We start from the raw sequence: 14,378 nt of genomic DNA, 5'->3' as shown, positions 1-14,378 counted from the left end.
ATGGATAGGGGTGAATAATTGAATGAATCAGCAGAATTTAGAACATGTTAAGCGATTGATCAAAAGAAAAGCAACAGAAATTGGAATCGATAAGATTGGTTTTGCGAGTGCAGATCCTTTTGATCATATTGAAGAAAGTTTCTATCAGCAGAAAAAAGCAGGGCATACAACTGGTTTTGAGCATAAAGTGATTGAAGAAAGGATTTATCCTGAATTAATTTTTGATCAACCACAATCGATTATTTCAATTTGTTTAGCCTATCCAAGTCAAATAAGAAATCCTTTGCCTTCAGAACGTGAGCAACGTCGAGGTCAATTTGCTCGAGCATCTTGGGGAATTGATTATCATGATATCTTGCGAGATAAAATGAATCAGTTAATGACTTATGTGGAAGAAATTGTGCCAGAGATACGTTTTAAGACGATGGTCGATACGGGAGAACTGTCAGATGTTCTAGTAGCAGAAAGAGCCGGTATTGGCTTTATTGGACGAAATGGGTTATTAATTACAAAAGAATATGGAAGTTATGTCTATCTTGGAGAAATAATTACTAATCTTCCATTCCCTGTTGATGAGCGTGTTCCTTTTGGATGCGGTGATTGTTATCGGTGTGTTCAGGCATGTCCGACCCAAGCTTTGTTAGGTGATGGCAGAATAAATGGCCCACGTTGTTTATCTTATCAAACCCAGACTAAACAGTTGATGCCTCATGAATTTCGACGTAAGATCACACATGTTATTTATGGTTGTGATATTTGCCAATTAACTTGTCCTTTTAATCAGGGAGTAGATTTTCACCTCCATCCCGAAATGGAACCTGTTCCAGAACAAGTGCAACCAGAATTGAAATTAATGTTAAATTTATCTAACAAAGAATTTAAAGAAACTTATGGGCATTTATCTGGAGCGTGGCGTGGAAAAAAACCTCTGCAACGTAATGCTATAATTGCGTTAGCAAATTATCAAGATCAGTCTGCCATTCCTCACTTATTAGAAGTGATCGAGAAGGATTCTCGGCCTGTTATTCGAGCGACTGCTGCTTATGCCGTAAGTCAGATTCAGAAGTATCAAAATCTATCTCTAATAACTTTTATTGAAGAACAGATGGCAAAGGAAACGGAACAAGAAATAATTGATGAGATGGCTGAAGCGATTGAGAAGCTAAAGAATAAACGACTAAGACGTCGTACTAAGCGGGAGGAAAATATTTGAAGAATCATATTGTACTATTTGAACCTTTGATGCCTGCGAATACAGGTAATATTTCGAGAAGCTGTGCGGCAACTAATTCACCCTTACATTTAATTGAACCTCTTGGGTTTTCAACGGATGATAAGATGCTGAAACGAGCTGGACTAGATTATTGGCATCATGTAGATATCACTTATCATAAGAGTCTTAAAGCCTTTATGTCTTATTTAGGGAATCGACGGCTCTTTTTGATAACAAAATTTGCTCCCCAGATTTATTCTGAAGTTAATCTGTCAGATCCAAAGGTTGAGGAACAGTTTTTTATTTTTGGGAAAGAAACAACAGGATTGCCGGTTGATTTTATGGAAGAACATAGGGAGCAATGTTTAAGAATTCCAATGAACGATCAACATGTTCGTTCATTAAATTTATCGAATACGGCCAATATTATTATTTATGAAGCTTTACGGCAACAGGCTTTTAATGGTTTAGATACCATTCATCACTATCGAGATACACAAAAGGCAAAAGATCTGAACTGGTAGGTAAAACTTGACTTTTAATCTTAATTTAATATAATTAATTTAATAGTAAGGGCGACCAGTAATTGAGGTATCTGTTCAGAAAGATGGCGGTTGATGCAAGCTATTCAGATTAATCAGTGAATCCGCGCTCCATTCTGCTTTATGAAAACAATGATTAAATAAAGCCGGTAATCACCGTTATGATTGAAGTGTAAAAGCCATTTTAGATTAGGCTTTTAAAATCGGGTGGTACCGCGGAAAATGAGACCTTTTCGTCCCTAGTGGATAAAGGGTCTCTTTTTGTAAGCAAAAAGTTAAAGGAGGAAAATACCATGCTAGATCGTAAATATGTTCGGGAACATTTAGAAGAAGTGATACAAAAGTTAGAAGTACGTGGAGTAGAGGCTGCAACACTTGAAAAATTTAAAGAGTTGGATGAGAGCCGTCGTCAATTATTAGCAATTGTAGAGTCTAAGAAGCAAATTCGGAATAAAGTATCGGAAGAGATTGCGACGATTAAAAAAGCTAAAGGTAATGCAGATGAACAGATTGCTCAGATGCAAACGATTGGAAAAGAGATAAGTGGGTTTGAGGCTGACTTATCAGACGTTAATCTGAAATTAGCCGAAATAGAACATCGTTTACCTAATATAGCTCATACGTCTGTTCCTGCGGGTGAAGATGAAGAAGATAATATTGAGAATCGACGTTGGGGTGAGCAAACATCTTTTGATTTTGAGCCTATGAATCATTGGGACATTGCGGATCGTTTAGGAATTTTAGATTTTGAACGCGGCGGAAAGGTTGCTGGTTCACGGTTTGTTTTCTACAAAGGGTTAGGGGCAAGGCTAGAAAGGGCAATTTATAATTTTATGCTAGATACCCATACTGCTCAGAATGGTTATACAGAAGTGATCCCACCTTACATTGTAAATGAAAAATCAATGTTTGGTACAGGACAGTATCCTAAATTTAAAGAAGATACATTTGAATTAAATGATGATCGTCATTTCGTATTGATCCCAACGGCAGAAGTTCCTTTGACAAACTATTATCGAGAGGAAGTGCTTGATATCGATGATTTACCTGTAAAATTTACGGCGATGTCACCCTCATTCCGTTCAGAAGCAGGTTCAGCTGGACGTGATACCCGAGGTCTAATTCGGATGCATCAATTCCACAAAGTAGAGTTGGTGAAATTAGCTCATCCTGATCATTCTTATGAAGAATTAGAAGAGATGTTGCAAAATGCCGAAGGCATTCTCCAAGCATTAGAATTACCATATCGGGTGATCACTTTATGTACAGGAGATATGGGATTCTCAGCTGCCAAAACTTATGATATTGAGGTTTGGGTTCCGGCTCAAAATACTTATCGAGAAATTTCTTCTTGTTCGAATACTGAGGATTTTCAGGCACGACGTGCTATGATTCGTTTTAGAAATTCTGAAGGCAAATTGAATTATGTTCACACTTTAAACGGTTCTGGCTTGGCAGTTGGTAGAACGGTAGTAGCAATCTTAGAAAATTACCAACAAGCAGATGGATCTGTAAAAATTCCTAAAGTTTTAGTGCCTTATATGGGAGGGGTTACGGAGATTAATGAGCAGAATGCAATGGGATAATTTTGAGAAAAACCTTTACAATCTTGTAAAGGTTTTTTATTTTTCATTAATATTAGAGGGAATAAAAAAACACTGTACAACAGAGTACAGTGCTCAAAAATGGTAACTATTTATATTTTTAACGACTAGCTATTAGATTCTATTAATTGTAAATTTTAAAAGTCTAGAAACCTTTGAATAGTGTCGAAATGATTTCTTGATTGGAAATATGATGGATAAGATCTTGTGAAAAATGTTGATGAAAGTGTTGCTGGACTCTTCTCTTATCAAAAGGAAGTCCTTGTAGAGAATGTTCAACCGCTTTCAGGTCATGACCACTAAAGAAATCACCTTCAAAGAGACAGGACTGGATGATGCCGTTTGTGACTTGACAGTGAATACGGAGCAGTCCACCGGGGAAGACTTCTTCATTAACTAATGAAAATTGAGGGTTACGACCGAATATCCAATCCCAAGATTGGAATTTTTCAGTTTTTAGTTTCTGAATTGCCTCCTCATCGGCTGGGGTGAGAGGATAATCATTTAATTGGTCACCGACAATTTGTTTGACTAGAGCTTCTTTGAATTCCAAGGCGTTCCAATCTTGAGGGCAAAAATCTTTGATATTCCCCGTTCGATCACGGACCGATTGAATTCCTTTTGAAACTAATTTATGTTTAGCTGGATTCAGATAACGTGCCATAGCAGCTAAATCGCTATCAAATAAAAGGGAGCCATGATGTAAGGTATAATTTCCTTTGAAACATTGGGCATTCCCTGAAACTTTTTTACCATGGATCGCAAGGTCATTGCGACTATTCATCTCTGCGGGTATGCCTAATTGATTTAAGGCAGAGATAATAGAGTGCATAAAACGTTGAAAATCGATATCTTCATGTCGATCTTTTCCGGGTCGACGAGGGCAAATAAAACTATATTGCCAGCCCCCTTGATCAGTGAAAATAGTTCCCCCTCCTGTATTGCGACGAGTAATGCTAACTTGGTCATGCTCGAGTGCTGGTAAATTCAATTCTGTATAAGCGCTTTGATAGTTACCTAACATGACGGTGAGGTGGGTTTGCCATATCATAAAAAGATCTTCTTGTAGATTGCCTTCTGTCATTAAATATTCTTCTAAAGCAAAGTAATAATTAGCATCAAGCGAATGGGTTTCGAGATATAACATACTATTTGTTCGCTTCTTTTTTGGCAATTTGGGCAACCAAACTATTTTGGGCATCAAAATTGTATTCTACCCCAACAGCATCTAAAGATTCATGCGCCTTATAAGAACTTCTCACTTGGGGACCAGACGCAACAAATTTGAACCCTTTTTTCATTCCCATTTTATTATATTTACCAAATTGCGATAAAGAGATATACTCTTCTAATTTGTAATGTTTGGGTGAGGGTTGAAGATACTGTCCGACTGTGAAAAAATCTACTCCAGCTGCTAAACTATCATCCATTGCTTTTGCAACTTCTTCTTCTGTTTCCCCTAAACCTAACATGACGCCTGTCTTGGTATAGATGTGTGGAGCATGTTCTTTAATATATTTTAAGACGAAGAGGGAGCGATCATAAGTTGCGCGATGCCGGATTCTTGGGGATAAGCGTTCTACCGTTTCAATATTATGATTAATAATATTAGGTTCTGCCTCAATCACTGTATCCAGACTTTCTTCACGGCCTAAAAAATCGGGAATTAGAACTTCGATGGTGGTTTCAGGACACTTGGCTTTCACTGCACGAATGGTTCGAGCGAATTGTTCTGCTCCTCCATCTTCTAAGTCGTCACGAGCGACACTTGTTACGACTACATGGCGTAAGCCTAATGTATGGCAAGCATCGGCAAGGTTATCGGGTTCATCTTCATTGACGATCTCCATGTTGCCCGTCAAAATGTCACAGAAACGACAAGCCCGCGAACAACGACTCCCCAAAATCATAAACGTAGCGGTTCCATTTTTATAACATTCACCAAGATTAGGACAAGTGGCTTCTGCACAAACAGTATTTAGTTGAAGACTAGATAAAAGGCCATTGACTTGATCGACAGACTCATTGTCAAAGCGGATACGAGGTTTCACTTGAGTAGTGGAAGAAGTAATTTTCATCCTTAATCCTCCTTGCTTTCATCAATAGTTGCAATGAGGTCTCCTGCTGTGACAGCATCACCTAACTCCACATGAATGGAAACTAATTTTCCACTAATGGGTGATTCGATCTCATGAACTGCTTTATCTGTTTCAACCGCATAGAGCACTTCACCTTTTTGGATAGTCTGTCCAATCTCAGTAGTCCATTCAATGACAACTCCTGATAGGATCTTAGAACTTAGTTTTGGAAATAAAATATCTTTTTGCACAATGAATCCTCCAATCATTTGAATAAGCGGATTTACAAAAATAAAACCCTAACTTTCATTGTAAACGCTTAAAAATAAATATTCAACGATTTATTTAAAATTTAACCTAAATTTTAAGGTAACTTCATGGGTTTAACATTTAATATTTGATATAAATATCTTTGGGACTGGAGAGTAAGAATTTTTTGGGGCATCCTATTAGAAGATTGCGAGGAAAAATATAAAAAGGGAGCAGCTTGCTCCCCAATTATTCAAGTATACTTATTTTGTTTAAGGGGTAAAAGCTAAAAACAGCTTCACCTAATATTGCTTCCTGCGATACTAAACCATAATTTCTACTATCCCAAGATTTGGTTCGATGATCCCCCAAAACAAAATAATATCCTTCTGGGATAGTATTCGTAAGATTAAAATCTTTTGTATAAGAAATTGAAGGATCGGGGCTGAGATAGTTCTCGGTTATTAATTGGTCGTTCAAATAAAGTTGATTATTTTGATAGCGAAGACGATCGCCTGGGAGACCGATCACTCGTTTAATATACTTTTTATTTTTTCGATCAGGAGCTTGCAGTACGACGATATCAAAATGGTCAATTTCAAAATGTCGAGATATCATAATTTTTTGCTGATCCATTAATGTGTTTTCCATGGAAGAGCCTTTCACTGTGCAGGGGGTAATAAAAAAATGCTGTAACAGTAAAGCAATGACCAATGTAGAGAGAAATGTTTTTATATCTGTAAGGAGGTTTTTTCTTAGATAATGTAGGATAGTATGCATCTTAATACCTTCTTTCATTAATATAAAGACTGATAGTCATGCTCAGGAAGTAGCCAGTTACTAAAATTATATCGCTGTATTGATAGAGAAATTGTGCTTCTTCTGTCGGTAAAATATTTGATCGAAAAATAGAAAGAATGGTGAATAAAATTAACATCATGGAGGTAGCGGAATAATTTGATTGTAAGAGGATCATTTCTCCGCGTTCATCCTTTTGGTAATAAAAAATTTTATAAAGATAATAACCACCACATAGGATAATGAGAGACATATAAAGAAAAATTAGCATATTAGGACTCCTTTTCATGGTCAAAATTAAAACAGTCAGTGATCGAAACATTAAAAACAGAGGCAATTTCAAAAGCTAATTGAAGAGAAAGTGAATATTTCCCTTTTTCGATGGAAGCAATCGTTTGTCGAGTGACACCTACTTGCTTAGCAAGATCTGATTGAGTCCAATTTTTTTGAGCTCGAAGAGTCTTAAGATTATTTATGATCAACTTTATCACTCCTTTGAACTGTGACACTTATGATGTTAATTATTTTTAACAAAATGTCAACTTTTTTTAACAAAACCTTTATTTTTGTTGAATCGTTTATAAGAAGATATAATAAGTTGATAAGGAGTGGTGGAATGGATTGTCGATTAGTTAAATGGCCATATGATCAAGGTGAAATAATTGGTTGGAATGACGGAAGCGTAAATCGAGCAACTGGTATTGCCTATGCAAGAGCAGGACGCTTTGAATATCCCACGCTCATTAAAAATAACCGTAAGCAAATAAAAGCAACGCAATTATCTCCAATGGCACCGCAAAAGCGAGGGGTTGCGAAATTACTGGGTCCTCAAAATCATTTAGAGATGACTGAGGCTTGTCAGAATTTGTCAATCACTTTGCCGGCAGATCATCAAGCGACTGATCCACTTCTTCCAGTAATGGTGTGGTTTCATGGTGGAGGTTATGAAGTTGGAGCAGGCGATTTAGAGATTTATTATCCAAAACGTTTGGTGGAAGAGCAACGTGTGTTGGTGGTTAATCTTAATTATCGGTTAGGTATACTCGGTTTCTCGAGGGATCGAGAAGGGCAGCCGGCTAATTTAGGGCTTCTAGACCAACTTATGGCTTTGCGTTGGATAAAGAAACATATTAAACAATTTGGCGGTGACCCTAATAATGTCACTTTATTCGGACAATCTGCAGGGGCAGATGCGATTATGCATCTAATGGTGGCTGAAGGAAGTAAGAGGTTATTTCAACGAGTCATTATTCAATCTGCTCCTATTTCTGCGAATAAAAAACATGGCAGAATTCATCAAGAATTACTTCAAGCCAGTCAACAGATTACGGATGAAATGTCGTTGGAAGAGGTGATTACATTTCAAACAGCGACTTTGATGAAATTGCGTCAAGGGTTTCAACGGGCAAGTTTCTTGCCTGTAGCTGTTAAATATGGTGTCTATCCTTTACCAAAAGAAAAAAACTTAAAAGAAGCCTATCGGTTAGTTGCAAGTGATTTTGATGTTTTAATTGGATCTAATAACCATGAAGCAGATTTTGTCTTATCACAAGAACGCTATTTTAGTCAATATAATAAACCAATCATTGGCCGATTATTAGAAGTAGCTTTAGACTTTTTTACTGAGATTATCTTTGAGGAAGAAATTGATCGTTATGCAGAACTATTCTCTAAAGCTGGAGGAAGGGTAGCCACTTATTTATTCCGTGGTGGGAGAGGAGAGCATATCTTTGAGGGAGTTCATATGGCTGAAATTCCTTTACTTTTTCATCCTGAAAGTATAGAAAACGGATTGCTTTATAGTCATTATTCAACGGAAGATTTAGTGAAATTAGGACAACCTTTACGGAAAATATGGGCTGATTTTGCAAAAACAGGAGAATTGAATTCCATAAAGTTACCTGATCTTATTGAAATTAAGAGTTATGATAAATAATAATTTTGACATAGGTGAGAAAAATACAAAAAAAGAAAGAAAATGTATTTATCGAGACAGAGAAAAAGCGATAAAAAGACCGATTACTGATAAACAGTAATCGGTCTTAAACTTTATTTGAATAGGTAATAAAGAATGACAATAGAGCCAAGAATAATGCGATAATAACCAAAAGGTTTGAAGTCGTTTGTTTTGATAAATTTTAATAATGAGCGGATTACAATCAAAGAAACGATAAAGGCCACAAACATACCAAAGACTAAGTAGATCAGTTCAGTACTAGTAAAGTCAAAACCAAAATCTAAAAGCTTTAAGAAAGACGCTCCAAACATAACAGGAAGTGACATGAAGAATGAAAATTCTGTTGCTACTGTTCGTTCCATACCTAATAAGAGTCCTCCTAAAATAGTTGAACCTGAGCGTGATGTCCCTGGAATGAGGGATAAAGCTTGAAAGAGACCTGTTTTAAAAGCTGTTGGATAAGAAATTCTTTCTAGATTTTCAATTTGGCGATCATGGCGACCAGGTTTTCGATTTTCAATCCAGATAAATGCGAATCCATAGATAATTAAGGCAGCAGCTACGACAGGAGGGATATTAAAGTATTCTTCCATATAATCATTAATAAGGAATCCGAAAATAATGGCTGGTAATGAAGCAACAGCTACTTTAAACCATAGTACCCACGTCTCTTTCCGATTCTCTGGCGATTTTTTAGGATTAAAAGGATTAAGTTTATTGAAATAAAGGACAACTACCGCTAGAATTGATCCTAATTGGACAACAGTCCGGAACATTTCGATAAAAGCGGGATCTAAATTTAATTTAATAAATTCTTCTACTAAAATTAAGTGCCCCGTAGAGGAAATAGGTAACCATTCAGTAATCCCTTGGACTACACTTAAGATAAATATTTTTAATAATTCGAATAAATCTATTTCTTGCAAATTATTCACCTCAGCTTTGTATTTAACAGCCTTTATTATAACGAAAAGTCCAAGCCTTGTCACTAAGAGGATCCTGAGTCCAGTTTCGATTAAGGGCTTCCAATAGTTTCGGTTTACGACTTATGTTAAAATAAAGTTATCATTTAGTGAGGGGGAATAAAAATGTTTGGTTTTTTTAAAAAGAAAGACAAAAAAGAAGATGTAATGAGTAAGGAGATCACTTTACACGCAGTCTGTGATGGTGAAATAGTGAGAATTGAGGACGTAGAGGATCAAGTGTTTGCTCAAAAAATGATGGGGGATGGTTTTGCTATAAAACCGTCTCAATCAGAAATATTTTCACCTGTTAATGGAACTATTCATAATATTTTTCCTACTAAACATGCATTTGGAATTACTGCAGGAGAGTTAGAAATATTGCTTCATATGGGAATTGATACTGTTTCTTTAGAGGGAAAACCTTTTGAGTCAGTGGCTAAAGAAAACGACTCAGTAACGCCAGACACACAATTGTCTAAAGTGAATTTCGAAGCGCTTGAAGAAGCGGGAAAAGATAATGTTATGATAATCATCTTTACAAATGGATCTGAAGTTATTGATGAATTTGAACTAACGGCTTCGGGGCAAGTAAGCCAAGGACAAGAAATAGGGCGAGTTGTGTTACGTTAAGGTAATAGAATGCCTCTCTTTGAACAGCCCCCAAAAGTTAGAGTTAATTAACTCACTTTTGGGGGCTGTTCACTTATAGGTAAATTCTTTTTATTTTTTTAAGAAGGTAATTTTTTTCATTCCTTGAGAAAGATAAAGGTTGTTATGACGGTCGATAATTAAGCCTTCTATGTTTTCAGTCTGTTCAATGATTTCAAGAGCCATTTGAGGAGAACAATAAAATAATCGAGTGGTCCATTCCTCAGCTTTTAAAGAGAGAGGAGAGAGAATTGAAACAGATGCGAGTTGATTTTCAACCGGATAGCCAGTGTGCGAGTCTAGAATATGATGGAATAATTCGCCTTTTTTAGTACGAAAAACACGTTCATAAATCCCAGAAGTGACCAGCGATAGATCTTGTATTTTAACAGCTGCTATTAGCTGTCCTCTAGGTTTTTGAGGATCTTGGATACCAATACGCCAGCAAGAATCGCTTCTTTCAGGGTTCCCTCCAATGGTTAAGACGTTTCCACCTAGATCGATAAAACCAGATTTTACTCCATTCTCTATAAAAAATTTTTTGAGGTTATCTGCGAAATAGCCTTTCGCTAAAGCACCGAGATCAATCGCCATACCTGGATGCTCCAGATAGACTTCTTTTGTATGTGAGTTCATCTTAATATGTTGAGGATTAATTAGTTTTAAAACTTGCTCAATTTCTTGGGGATCAGGGATTTGATTAGCCCCGAAACCAATTTTCCATAATTTAACTAGAGGACCAATGGCGATATTAAGAGTTTGTTTAGATTGAATACTGGCTTCTCGACCATATGCAATTAAGTCAAAGAGATCTTGATCGACTTGAACAGGTTTGATCCCAGCATTTAGATTGATCTGTTGTAGTTGACTACTGTTGATAAAAGTTGAATAACGTTGATTATAGTCTAGTAATATTTTTTTTGCTTGTTGGAGAAGCGAAACAGCGTTCTGATGCAAAATTTTTAGATGAAGATTGGTTCCCATAGTTGGAAAGGTGATTTGTTTAAAATCCATCTCTTCACCTAATTGAGTGTTGTGGAACTTTCAGAAAGAATGCAAACACATTCGGGAGCGTAAGTTTCGTTATGTATGAATGAAAGTTCCCCGCTTTTTTTATCTCTCTTGAAGAGTGAGAGGTAGTCTGAATCTTGATGAGCTACAATTAGATATTTTTCATCTTGATCTAAAATAAAATCTCGAGGAACTTTTCCGACCGTATTGACCCGTTGAATTCGAGTTAAATGGCCATTTTTTTGATTGATTTCATAAACCGTAATACTATTATGATAGCGAGTGGAAACATATAGAAAGAGACCGTCTTGAGATAAACGGATAGCAGCACCGCTTGATTCTTCTATAAATTGATCAGGAATATTCTGTTTACGGTCTTTTATCGTTAAACTGCCATCTGTATTGAGATAAGCAAGAGTTGTAGTATTATCTAATTCTCCTATAATGTAAACAAAATTTGATTTAGGATGCTTAACTAAATGGCGTGGACCACACCCAGCTGGCAGTTCTAGGGAATGTTCTAATGTGATTTTTCCTTCATAATCAATTTCATAGGTTGAAACAGTATCTGTTCCAAGATCACAGACATAGAGACGTCTTTGATCATGAGAAACTCCTGCGTAATGAATGTGTGGTTTCGTTTGGTTGGGATGGACACTTGAACCCGTATGTTCCACTCGCTGGATGTGGTGTAGATATTCATGCTCGTCGAAATAGAAGATATCTAAGGCACCCTCATGATAATTGGACAGATAAATCGTTCGAGAAGAGGCACGGTAAGATAAGTGACATCCAGGTATGTTAGAAACCATTAGACGATCTACTTCATACCATTTATCCTGGTCATTTTTTTTGAAGGCGACTAGACCACTTTTAGGGTCGTCTTGATGAATGGCGAATAAATAGTTCAAATCATTTGAAAGACATAGATATGTTGGGTTGTTTAGACTTGCAATCGATTTATGGGCTGAGAATAGTTCGTCATCTTTTTCTAAGGTGACAGATTTGAGTCCTGTATTGATGCGACGTGTATAGCCACCTAATAAAAATGTTTCGGTCATGAGAGTCCTCCTTAATGAAATTATAATAATTATACCATAAGAAATTGTAGGAGGAGGAAAGATAGAAATCAACAAATTTTAAAAAAATATGGTAAAATAAATCTACTTATTTAGTGAGGAGGGTAACTATGCGCAGAGGGCCAGAACATACGCCGTTAACAACATTTAAACGTAATTTTATGAATAATCAACACATCATTCGATTACTTATACTATTACTCACATTCAGTGTGATTTTTTTATTTACTAAGATTGCATATTTATTTCAGCCATTAGGAGTATTTATTCAATTCTTTGCTTTTCCTATGATTGGAACGGTAATTTTATATTATTTATTTTCGCCTATTGTTGTTAAATTGGCGAGAAGAGGTGTAAATCGTCACTTGGCAATTTGGATGATTTATTTTTTTGTGACCCTTCTATTAGTATGGGGCATAGCAACACTTGTTCCCATCGTTCAACGACAAACACAATCATTCGTTGAGAATCTTCCGGAATATTCTAATAGTATTCAAGATCTTTTTAATAGTATTCCTCTAGTTCCAGATTTAGAAGATGTATTTCCAAATTTAGCGACGCAATTATCTGACATGAATTTAAATGGATTAGTGGAACAGTTTCAACCGATTATTACGTCAACTTTCGGTAGTTTAGGAAATGTTATTGGGACGCTTTCAACTGTAGTGACAGGCTTGATTACCATACCGGTCTTATTGTATTATATGTTGTTGGAAGGTTATAAATTGATCCCTTTGATGTTGCATCATATTCCCAATGCTTATCGAAAAACGTCTAAAACAATCTTTTTTCAATCACATTATCAAATTGGGCGTTATGTTCGTGGACAAATTATTGTTGCGATCATGGTAGGGTTCCTTTTTGCAATTGGATTCTCAATTATTGGCTTAGACTATGCGATTACTTTAGGTGTGTTGGCGACAGTCCTCAATGTCATTCCTTATATTGGATCTGTTATGGCGGCAGTTCCTGCGGTTATTATTGGTTTAATTACTTCGCCTTTTATGTTCATTAAGGTGCTGATTGTATTGAGTCTTGAAGCTTTTATTGAAGGGCGGTTAATCCAACCACAAATTCTTGGGTCTAATTTGAAGATTCATCCGGTTACAATTTTAATTGTTTTGTTGGGTGCTGGTCGTTTGTTTGGTTTAACAGGAGTGATTGTGGGAGTTCCAGCTTTTGCTGTTTTTAAAGTTATATTCACTGAATTATATCGGATCTATCGGAAGAATTCTCCTCTATATGAAGAAGATGAAATTACTCCTCAACCATTTGAAGAGGAAATTGACATCGAAGAAAGTTATGATGAAATTGATATTAGTCAAGTAGTAGATGAAAAGAAGGGTTAGCAGCTGAAGATCAAGTGGGACAATTACTTTATACAAATGAAGTAGAAGAAGATTCCGAAGAGCAGGGTTAATCAAATACAAACAATAGAGAGTGGCTTTGGCTGCTCTCAATTTATGGAGGAAAGTATTGATGGGAGTTTTAGTGAACACAATTATTATTATTGTAAGCTCATGGGTAGGGACTATAGTAAAATCAGGAATTAGCGCAAAGCTACATGAACGTTTGATGCAAGGGATGGCTTTATCGGTAATTGCTATTGGAATTGATGGGCTACTGACAGGAGATAATACGATTGTGCTGATCTTATCAATGGTATTAGGGACGGTTATTGGTGAAAGTATTGATATTGATGCAAGATTAACTCGTTTTATTACTAATTTGGAAGCGAAATATGCTAAGAGCGGGAGAGAGAATAATCTTGGACAAGGATTTATTGCCGGTGCAATGATTTTCTGTGTAGGTTCTATGTCTATTTTAGGTTCGTTAGAGAGTGGCCTAACAGGAGATAATACAACATTATATACTAAAAGTATTTTGGATGGTATAACAGCCTTGCTTCTTTCATCTTCACTGGGCTTTGGTGTAATGCTATCAGCAGTTGCTGTTTTTTTTGTCGAAGGAAGCTTAGTTCTTTTGGCAGAAGTAGCCGCTCCGATTCTCTCTCAAGCAATGATTAATGAAATTATTGCAGTCGGTTCCTTGCTTTTAATTGGTTTAGGAACCAACATATTAAACTTGACTCAATTAAAAATTTTGAATCATACACCTGCAATGTTTTTACCTGTTTTATTGATGCTTATTATGAAATAATAAGCATTTTTTGTTTAGAGGACTTATTTATAGCCCGCTGATCCTTATTATTTTTGATTATTTTCAAGCTTTGA

General features: G+C 36.2%; 16 protein-coding genes and 1 other annotated feature. Of the genes, 7 read left to right on the top strand and 9 right to left on the bottom strand.

Translation table 11 applies throughout. The features are described 5' to 3' along the window. Positions 1-22 precede the first annotated feature (22 nt). The 3 genes from queG to serS all read left to right on the top strand — a co-directional run bounded on the left by queG (position 23) and on the right by serS (position 3,341). Positions 23-1,213 (top strand): tRNA epoxyqueuosine(34) reductase QueG, encoded by a 1,191-nt coding sequence (gene queG / locus HZY91_RS03650; RefSeq protein ID WP_197114916.1) that lies wholly within the window; start codon positions 23-25, stop codon positions 1,211-1,213. Beyond that, positions 1,210-1,737 (top strand): tRNA (uridine(34)/cytosine(34)/5-carboxymethylaminomethyluridine(34)-2'-O)-methyltransferase TrmL, encoded by a 528-nt coding sequence (trmL, locus tag HZY91_RS03645; RefSeq protein WP_197114915.1) that lies wholly within the window; start codon positions 1,210-1,212, stop codon positions 1,735-1,737. The genes queG and trmL overlap by 4 nt, the downstream gene beginning before the upstream one ends. A 36-nt stretch (positions 1,738-1,773) precedes the next feature. Then, positions 1,774-1,999: a binding site (T-box leader), on the top strand. Between the two features lie 49 nt (positions 2,000-2,048). Then, positions 2,049-3,341 carry a serine--tRNA ligase gene (gene serS, locus HZY91_RS03640; protein ID WP_197114914.1) on the top strand — a complete coding sequence of 431 codons (1,293 nt, stop codon included), beginning with the start codon at positions 2,049-2,051 and terminating at the stop codon, positions 3,339-3,341. Between the two features lie 163 nt (positions 3,342-3,504). Here serS and lplA read toward each other — a convergent pair whose 3' ends face one another. From lplA to HZY91_RS03610, 6 genes are all read right to left on the bottom strand, one after another. Continuing rightward, positions 3,505-4,506: a lipoate--protein ligase gene (gene lplA / locus HZY91_RS03635; RefSeq protein WP_197114913.1), complete on the bottom strand. Its 1,002-nt coding sequence runs from the start codon at positions 4,504-4,506 to the stop codon at positions 3,505-3,507. Between the two features lies 1 nt (position 4,507). Beyond that, complete coding sequence (lipA, locus tag HZY91_RS03630) at positions 4,508-5,437, bottom strand: lipoyl synthase (RefSeq protein WP_197114912.1); 930 nt, start codon at positions 5,435-5,437, stop codon at positions 4,508-4,510. A 2-nt stretch (positions 5,438-5,439) separates the two neighbouring features. Continuing rightward, a complete protein-coding gene (locus HZY91_RS03625; protein ID WP_197114911.1) occupies positions 5,440-5,688 on the bottom strand; it encodes a biotin/lipoyl-containing protein in 249 nt (82 codons plus the stop codon). A 247-nt stretch (positions 5,689-5,935) separates the two neighbouring features. Further along, complete coding sequence (lepB, locus tag HZY91_RS03620) at positions 5,936-6,466, bottom strand: signal peptidase I (protein ID WP_197114910.1); 531 nt, start codon at positions 6,464-6,466, stop codon at positions 5,936-5,938. Position 6,467: 1 nt separating this feature from the next. Then, entirely contained in the window at positions 6,468-6,755 is a 288-nt protein-coding gene (locus HZY91_RS03615; protein ID WP_197114909.1) for a hypothetical protein, read from the bottom strand. 1 nt (position 6,756) lies between these two features. Beyond that, positions 6,757-6,966, bottom strand: a complete 210-nt coding sequence (locus HZY91_RS03610) for a helix-turn-helix transcriptional regulator (protein ID WP_197114908.1) — start codon at positions 6,964-6,966, stop codon at positions 6,757-6,759. Positions 6,967-7,100: 134 nt separating this feature from the next. Here HZY91_RS03610 and HZY91_RS03605 point away from each other — a divergent pair, with 134 nt between their 5' ends. Then, positions 7,101-8,420 carry a carboxylesterase family protein gene (locus HZY91_RS03605; protein ID WP_197114906.1) on the top strand — a complete coding sequence of 440 codons (1,320 nt, stop codon included), beginning with the start codon at positions 7,101-7,103 and terminating at the stop codon, positions 8,418-8,420. Positions 8,421-8,533: 113 nt separating this feature from the next. On the opposite strand, the gene HZY91_RS03600 is transcribed toward HZY91_RS03605, so the two are convergent. After that, positions 8,534-9,367 (bottom strand): undecaprenyl-diphosphate phosphatase, encoded by an 834-nt coding sequence (locus HZY91_RS03600; RefSeq protein ID WP_197114904.1) that lies wholly within the window; start codon positions 9,365-9,367, stop codon positions 8,534-8,536. 162 nt (positions 9,368-9,529) lie between these two features. Between HZY91_RS03600 and HZY91_RS03595 the strand changes: the two genes are divergently transcribed. Further along, positions 9,530-10,036 (top strand): PTS sugar transporter subunit IIA, encoded by a 507-nt coding sequence (locus HZY91_RS03595; protein WP_197114902.1) that lies wholly within the window; start codon positions 9,530-9,532, stop codon positions 10,034-10,036. A 90-nt stretch (positions 10,037-10,126) separates the two neighbouring features. On the opposite strand, the gene HZY91_RS03590 is transcribed toward HZY91_RS03595, so the two are convergent. Further along, entirely contained in the window at positions 10,127-11,068 is a 942-nt protein-coding gene (locus HZY91_RS03590) for an FAD:protein FMN transferase (protein WP_235991449.1), read from the bottom strand. 8 nt (positions 11,069-11,076) lie between these two features. Beyond that, positions 11,077-12,126, bottom strand: a complete 1,050-nt coding sequence (locus tag HZY91_RS03585; RefSeq protein WP_197114900.1) for a lactonase family protein — start codon at positions 12,124-12,126, stop codon at positions 11,077-11,079. 128 nt (positions 12,127-12,254) lie between these two features. Between HZY91_RS03585 and HZY91_RS03580 the strand changes: the two genes are divergently transcribed. Then, a complete protein-coding gene (locus tag HZY91_RS03580) occupies positions 12,255-13,493 on the top strand; it encodes an AI-2E family transporter (RefSeq protein ID WP_197114898.1) in 1,239 nt (412 codons plus the stop codon). A gap of 130 nt (positions 13,494-13,623) precedes the next feature. After that, positions 13,624-14,304, top strand: coding sequence for a DUF554 domain-containing protein (locus HZY91_RS03575; protein WP_197114896.1), 681 nt, complete (start codon positions 13,624-13,626; stop codon positions 14,302-14,304). The last annotated feature ends 74 nt before the right edge of the window (positions 14,305-14,378 follow it).

It is taken from the genome of Facklamia lactis (genome assembly GCF_015863205.1).
GTDB classification, from domain to species: Bacteria; Bacillota; Bacilli; order Lactobacillales; family Aerococcaceae; genus Facklamia; species Facklamia lactis.
The sequence above is the reverse complement of the archived record's forward strand: the minus strand, read 5'-3'. Positions and strand labels throughout refer to the sequence as shown.

Bases quoted from the DNA above. Each gene is read 5' to 3' on its own strand.
- HZY91_RS03580 (WP_197114898.1), top strand. From the start codon at position 12,255: ATGCGCAGAGGGCCAGAACATACGCCGTTAACAACATTTAAACGTAAT.
- HZY91_RS03605 (WP_197114906.1), top strand. From the start codon at position 7,101: ATGGATTGTCGATTAGTTAAATGGCCATATGATCAAGGTGAAATAATT.
- HZY91_RS03615 (WP_197114909.1), bottom strand. From the start codon at position 6,755: ATGCTAATTTTTCTTTATATGTCTCTCATTATCCTATGTGGTGGTTAT.
- serS (WP_197114914.1), top strand. From the start codon at position 2,049: ATGCTAGATCGTAAATATGTTCGGGAACATTTAGAAGAAGTGATACAA.
- lipA (WP_197114912.1), bottom strand. From the start codon at position 5,437: ATGAAAATTACTTCTTCCACTACTCAAGTGAAACCTCGTATCCGCTTT.
- lplA (WP_197114913.1), bottom strand. From the start codon at position 4,506: ATGTTATATCTCGAAACCCATTCGCTTGATGCTAATTATTACTTTGCT.
- HZY91_RS03585 (WP_197114900.1), bottom strand. From the start codon at position 12,126: ATGACCGAAACATTTTTATTAGGTGGCTATACACGTCGCATCAATACA.
- HZY91_RS03575 (WP_197114896.1), top strand. From the start codon at position 13,624: ATGGGAGTTTTAGTGAACACAATTATTATTATTGTAAGCTCATGGGTA.
- HZY91_RS03590 (WP_235991449.1), bottom strand. From the start codon at position 11,068: ATGGATTTTAAACAAATCACCTTTCCAACTATGGGAACCAATCTTCAT.
- lepB (WP_197114910.1), bottom strand. From the start codon at position 6,466: ATGCATACTATCCTACATTATCTAAGAAAAAACCTCCTTACAGATATA.
- queG (WP_197114916.1), top strand. From the start codon at position 23: ATGAATCAGCAGAATTTAGAACATGTTAAGCGATTGATCAAAAGAAAA.
- HZY91_RS03595 (WP_197114902.1), top strand. From the start codon at position 9,530: ATGTTTGGTTTTTTTAAAAAGAAAGACAAAAAAGAAGATGTAATGAGT.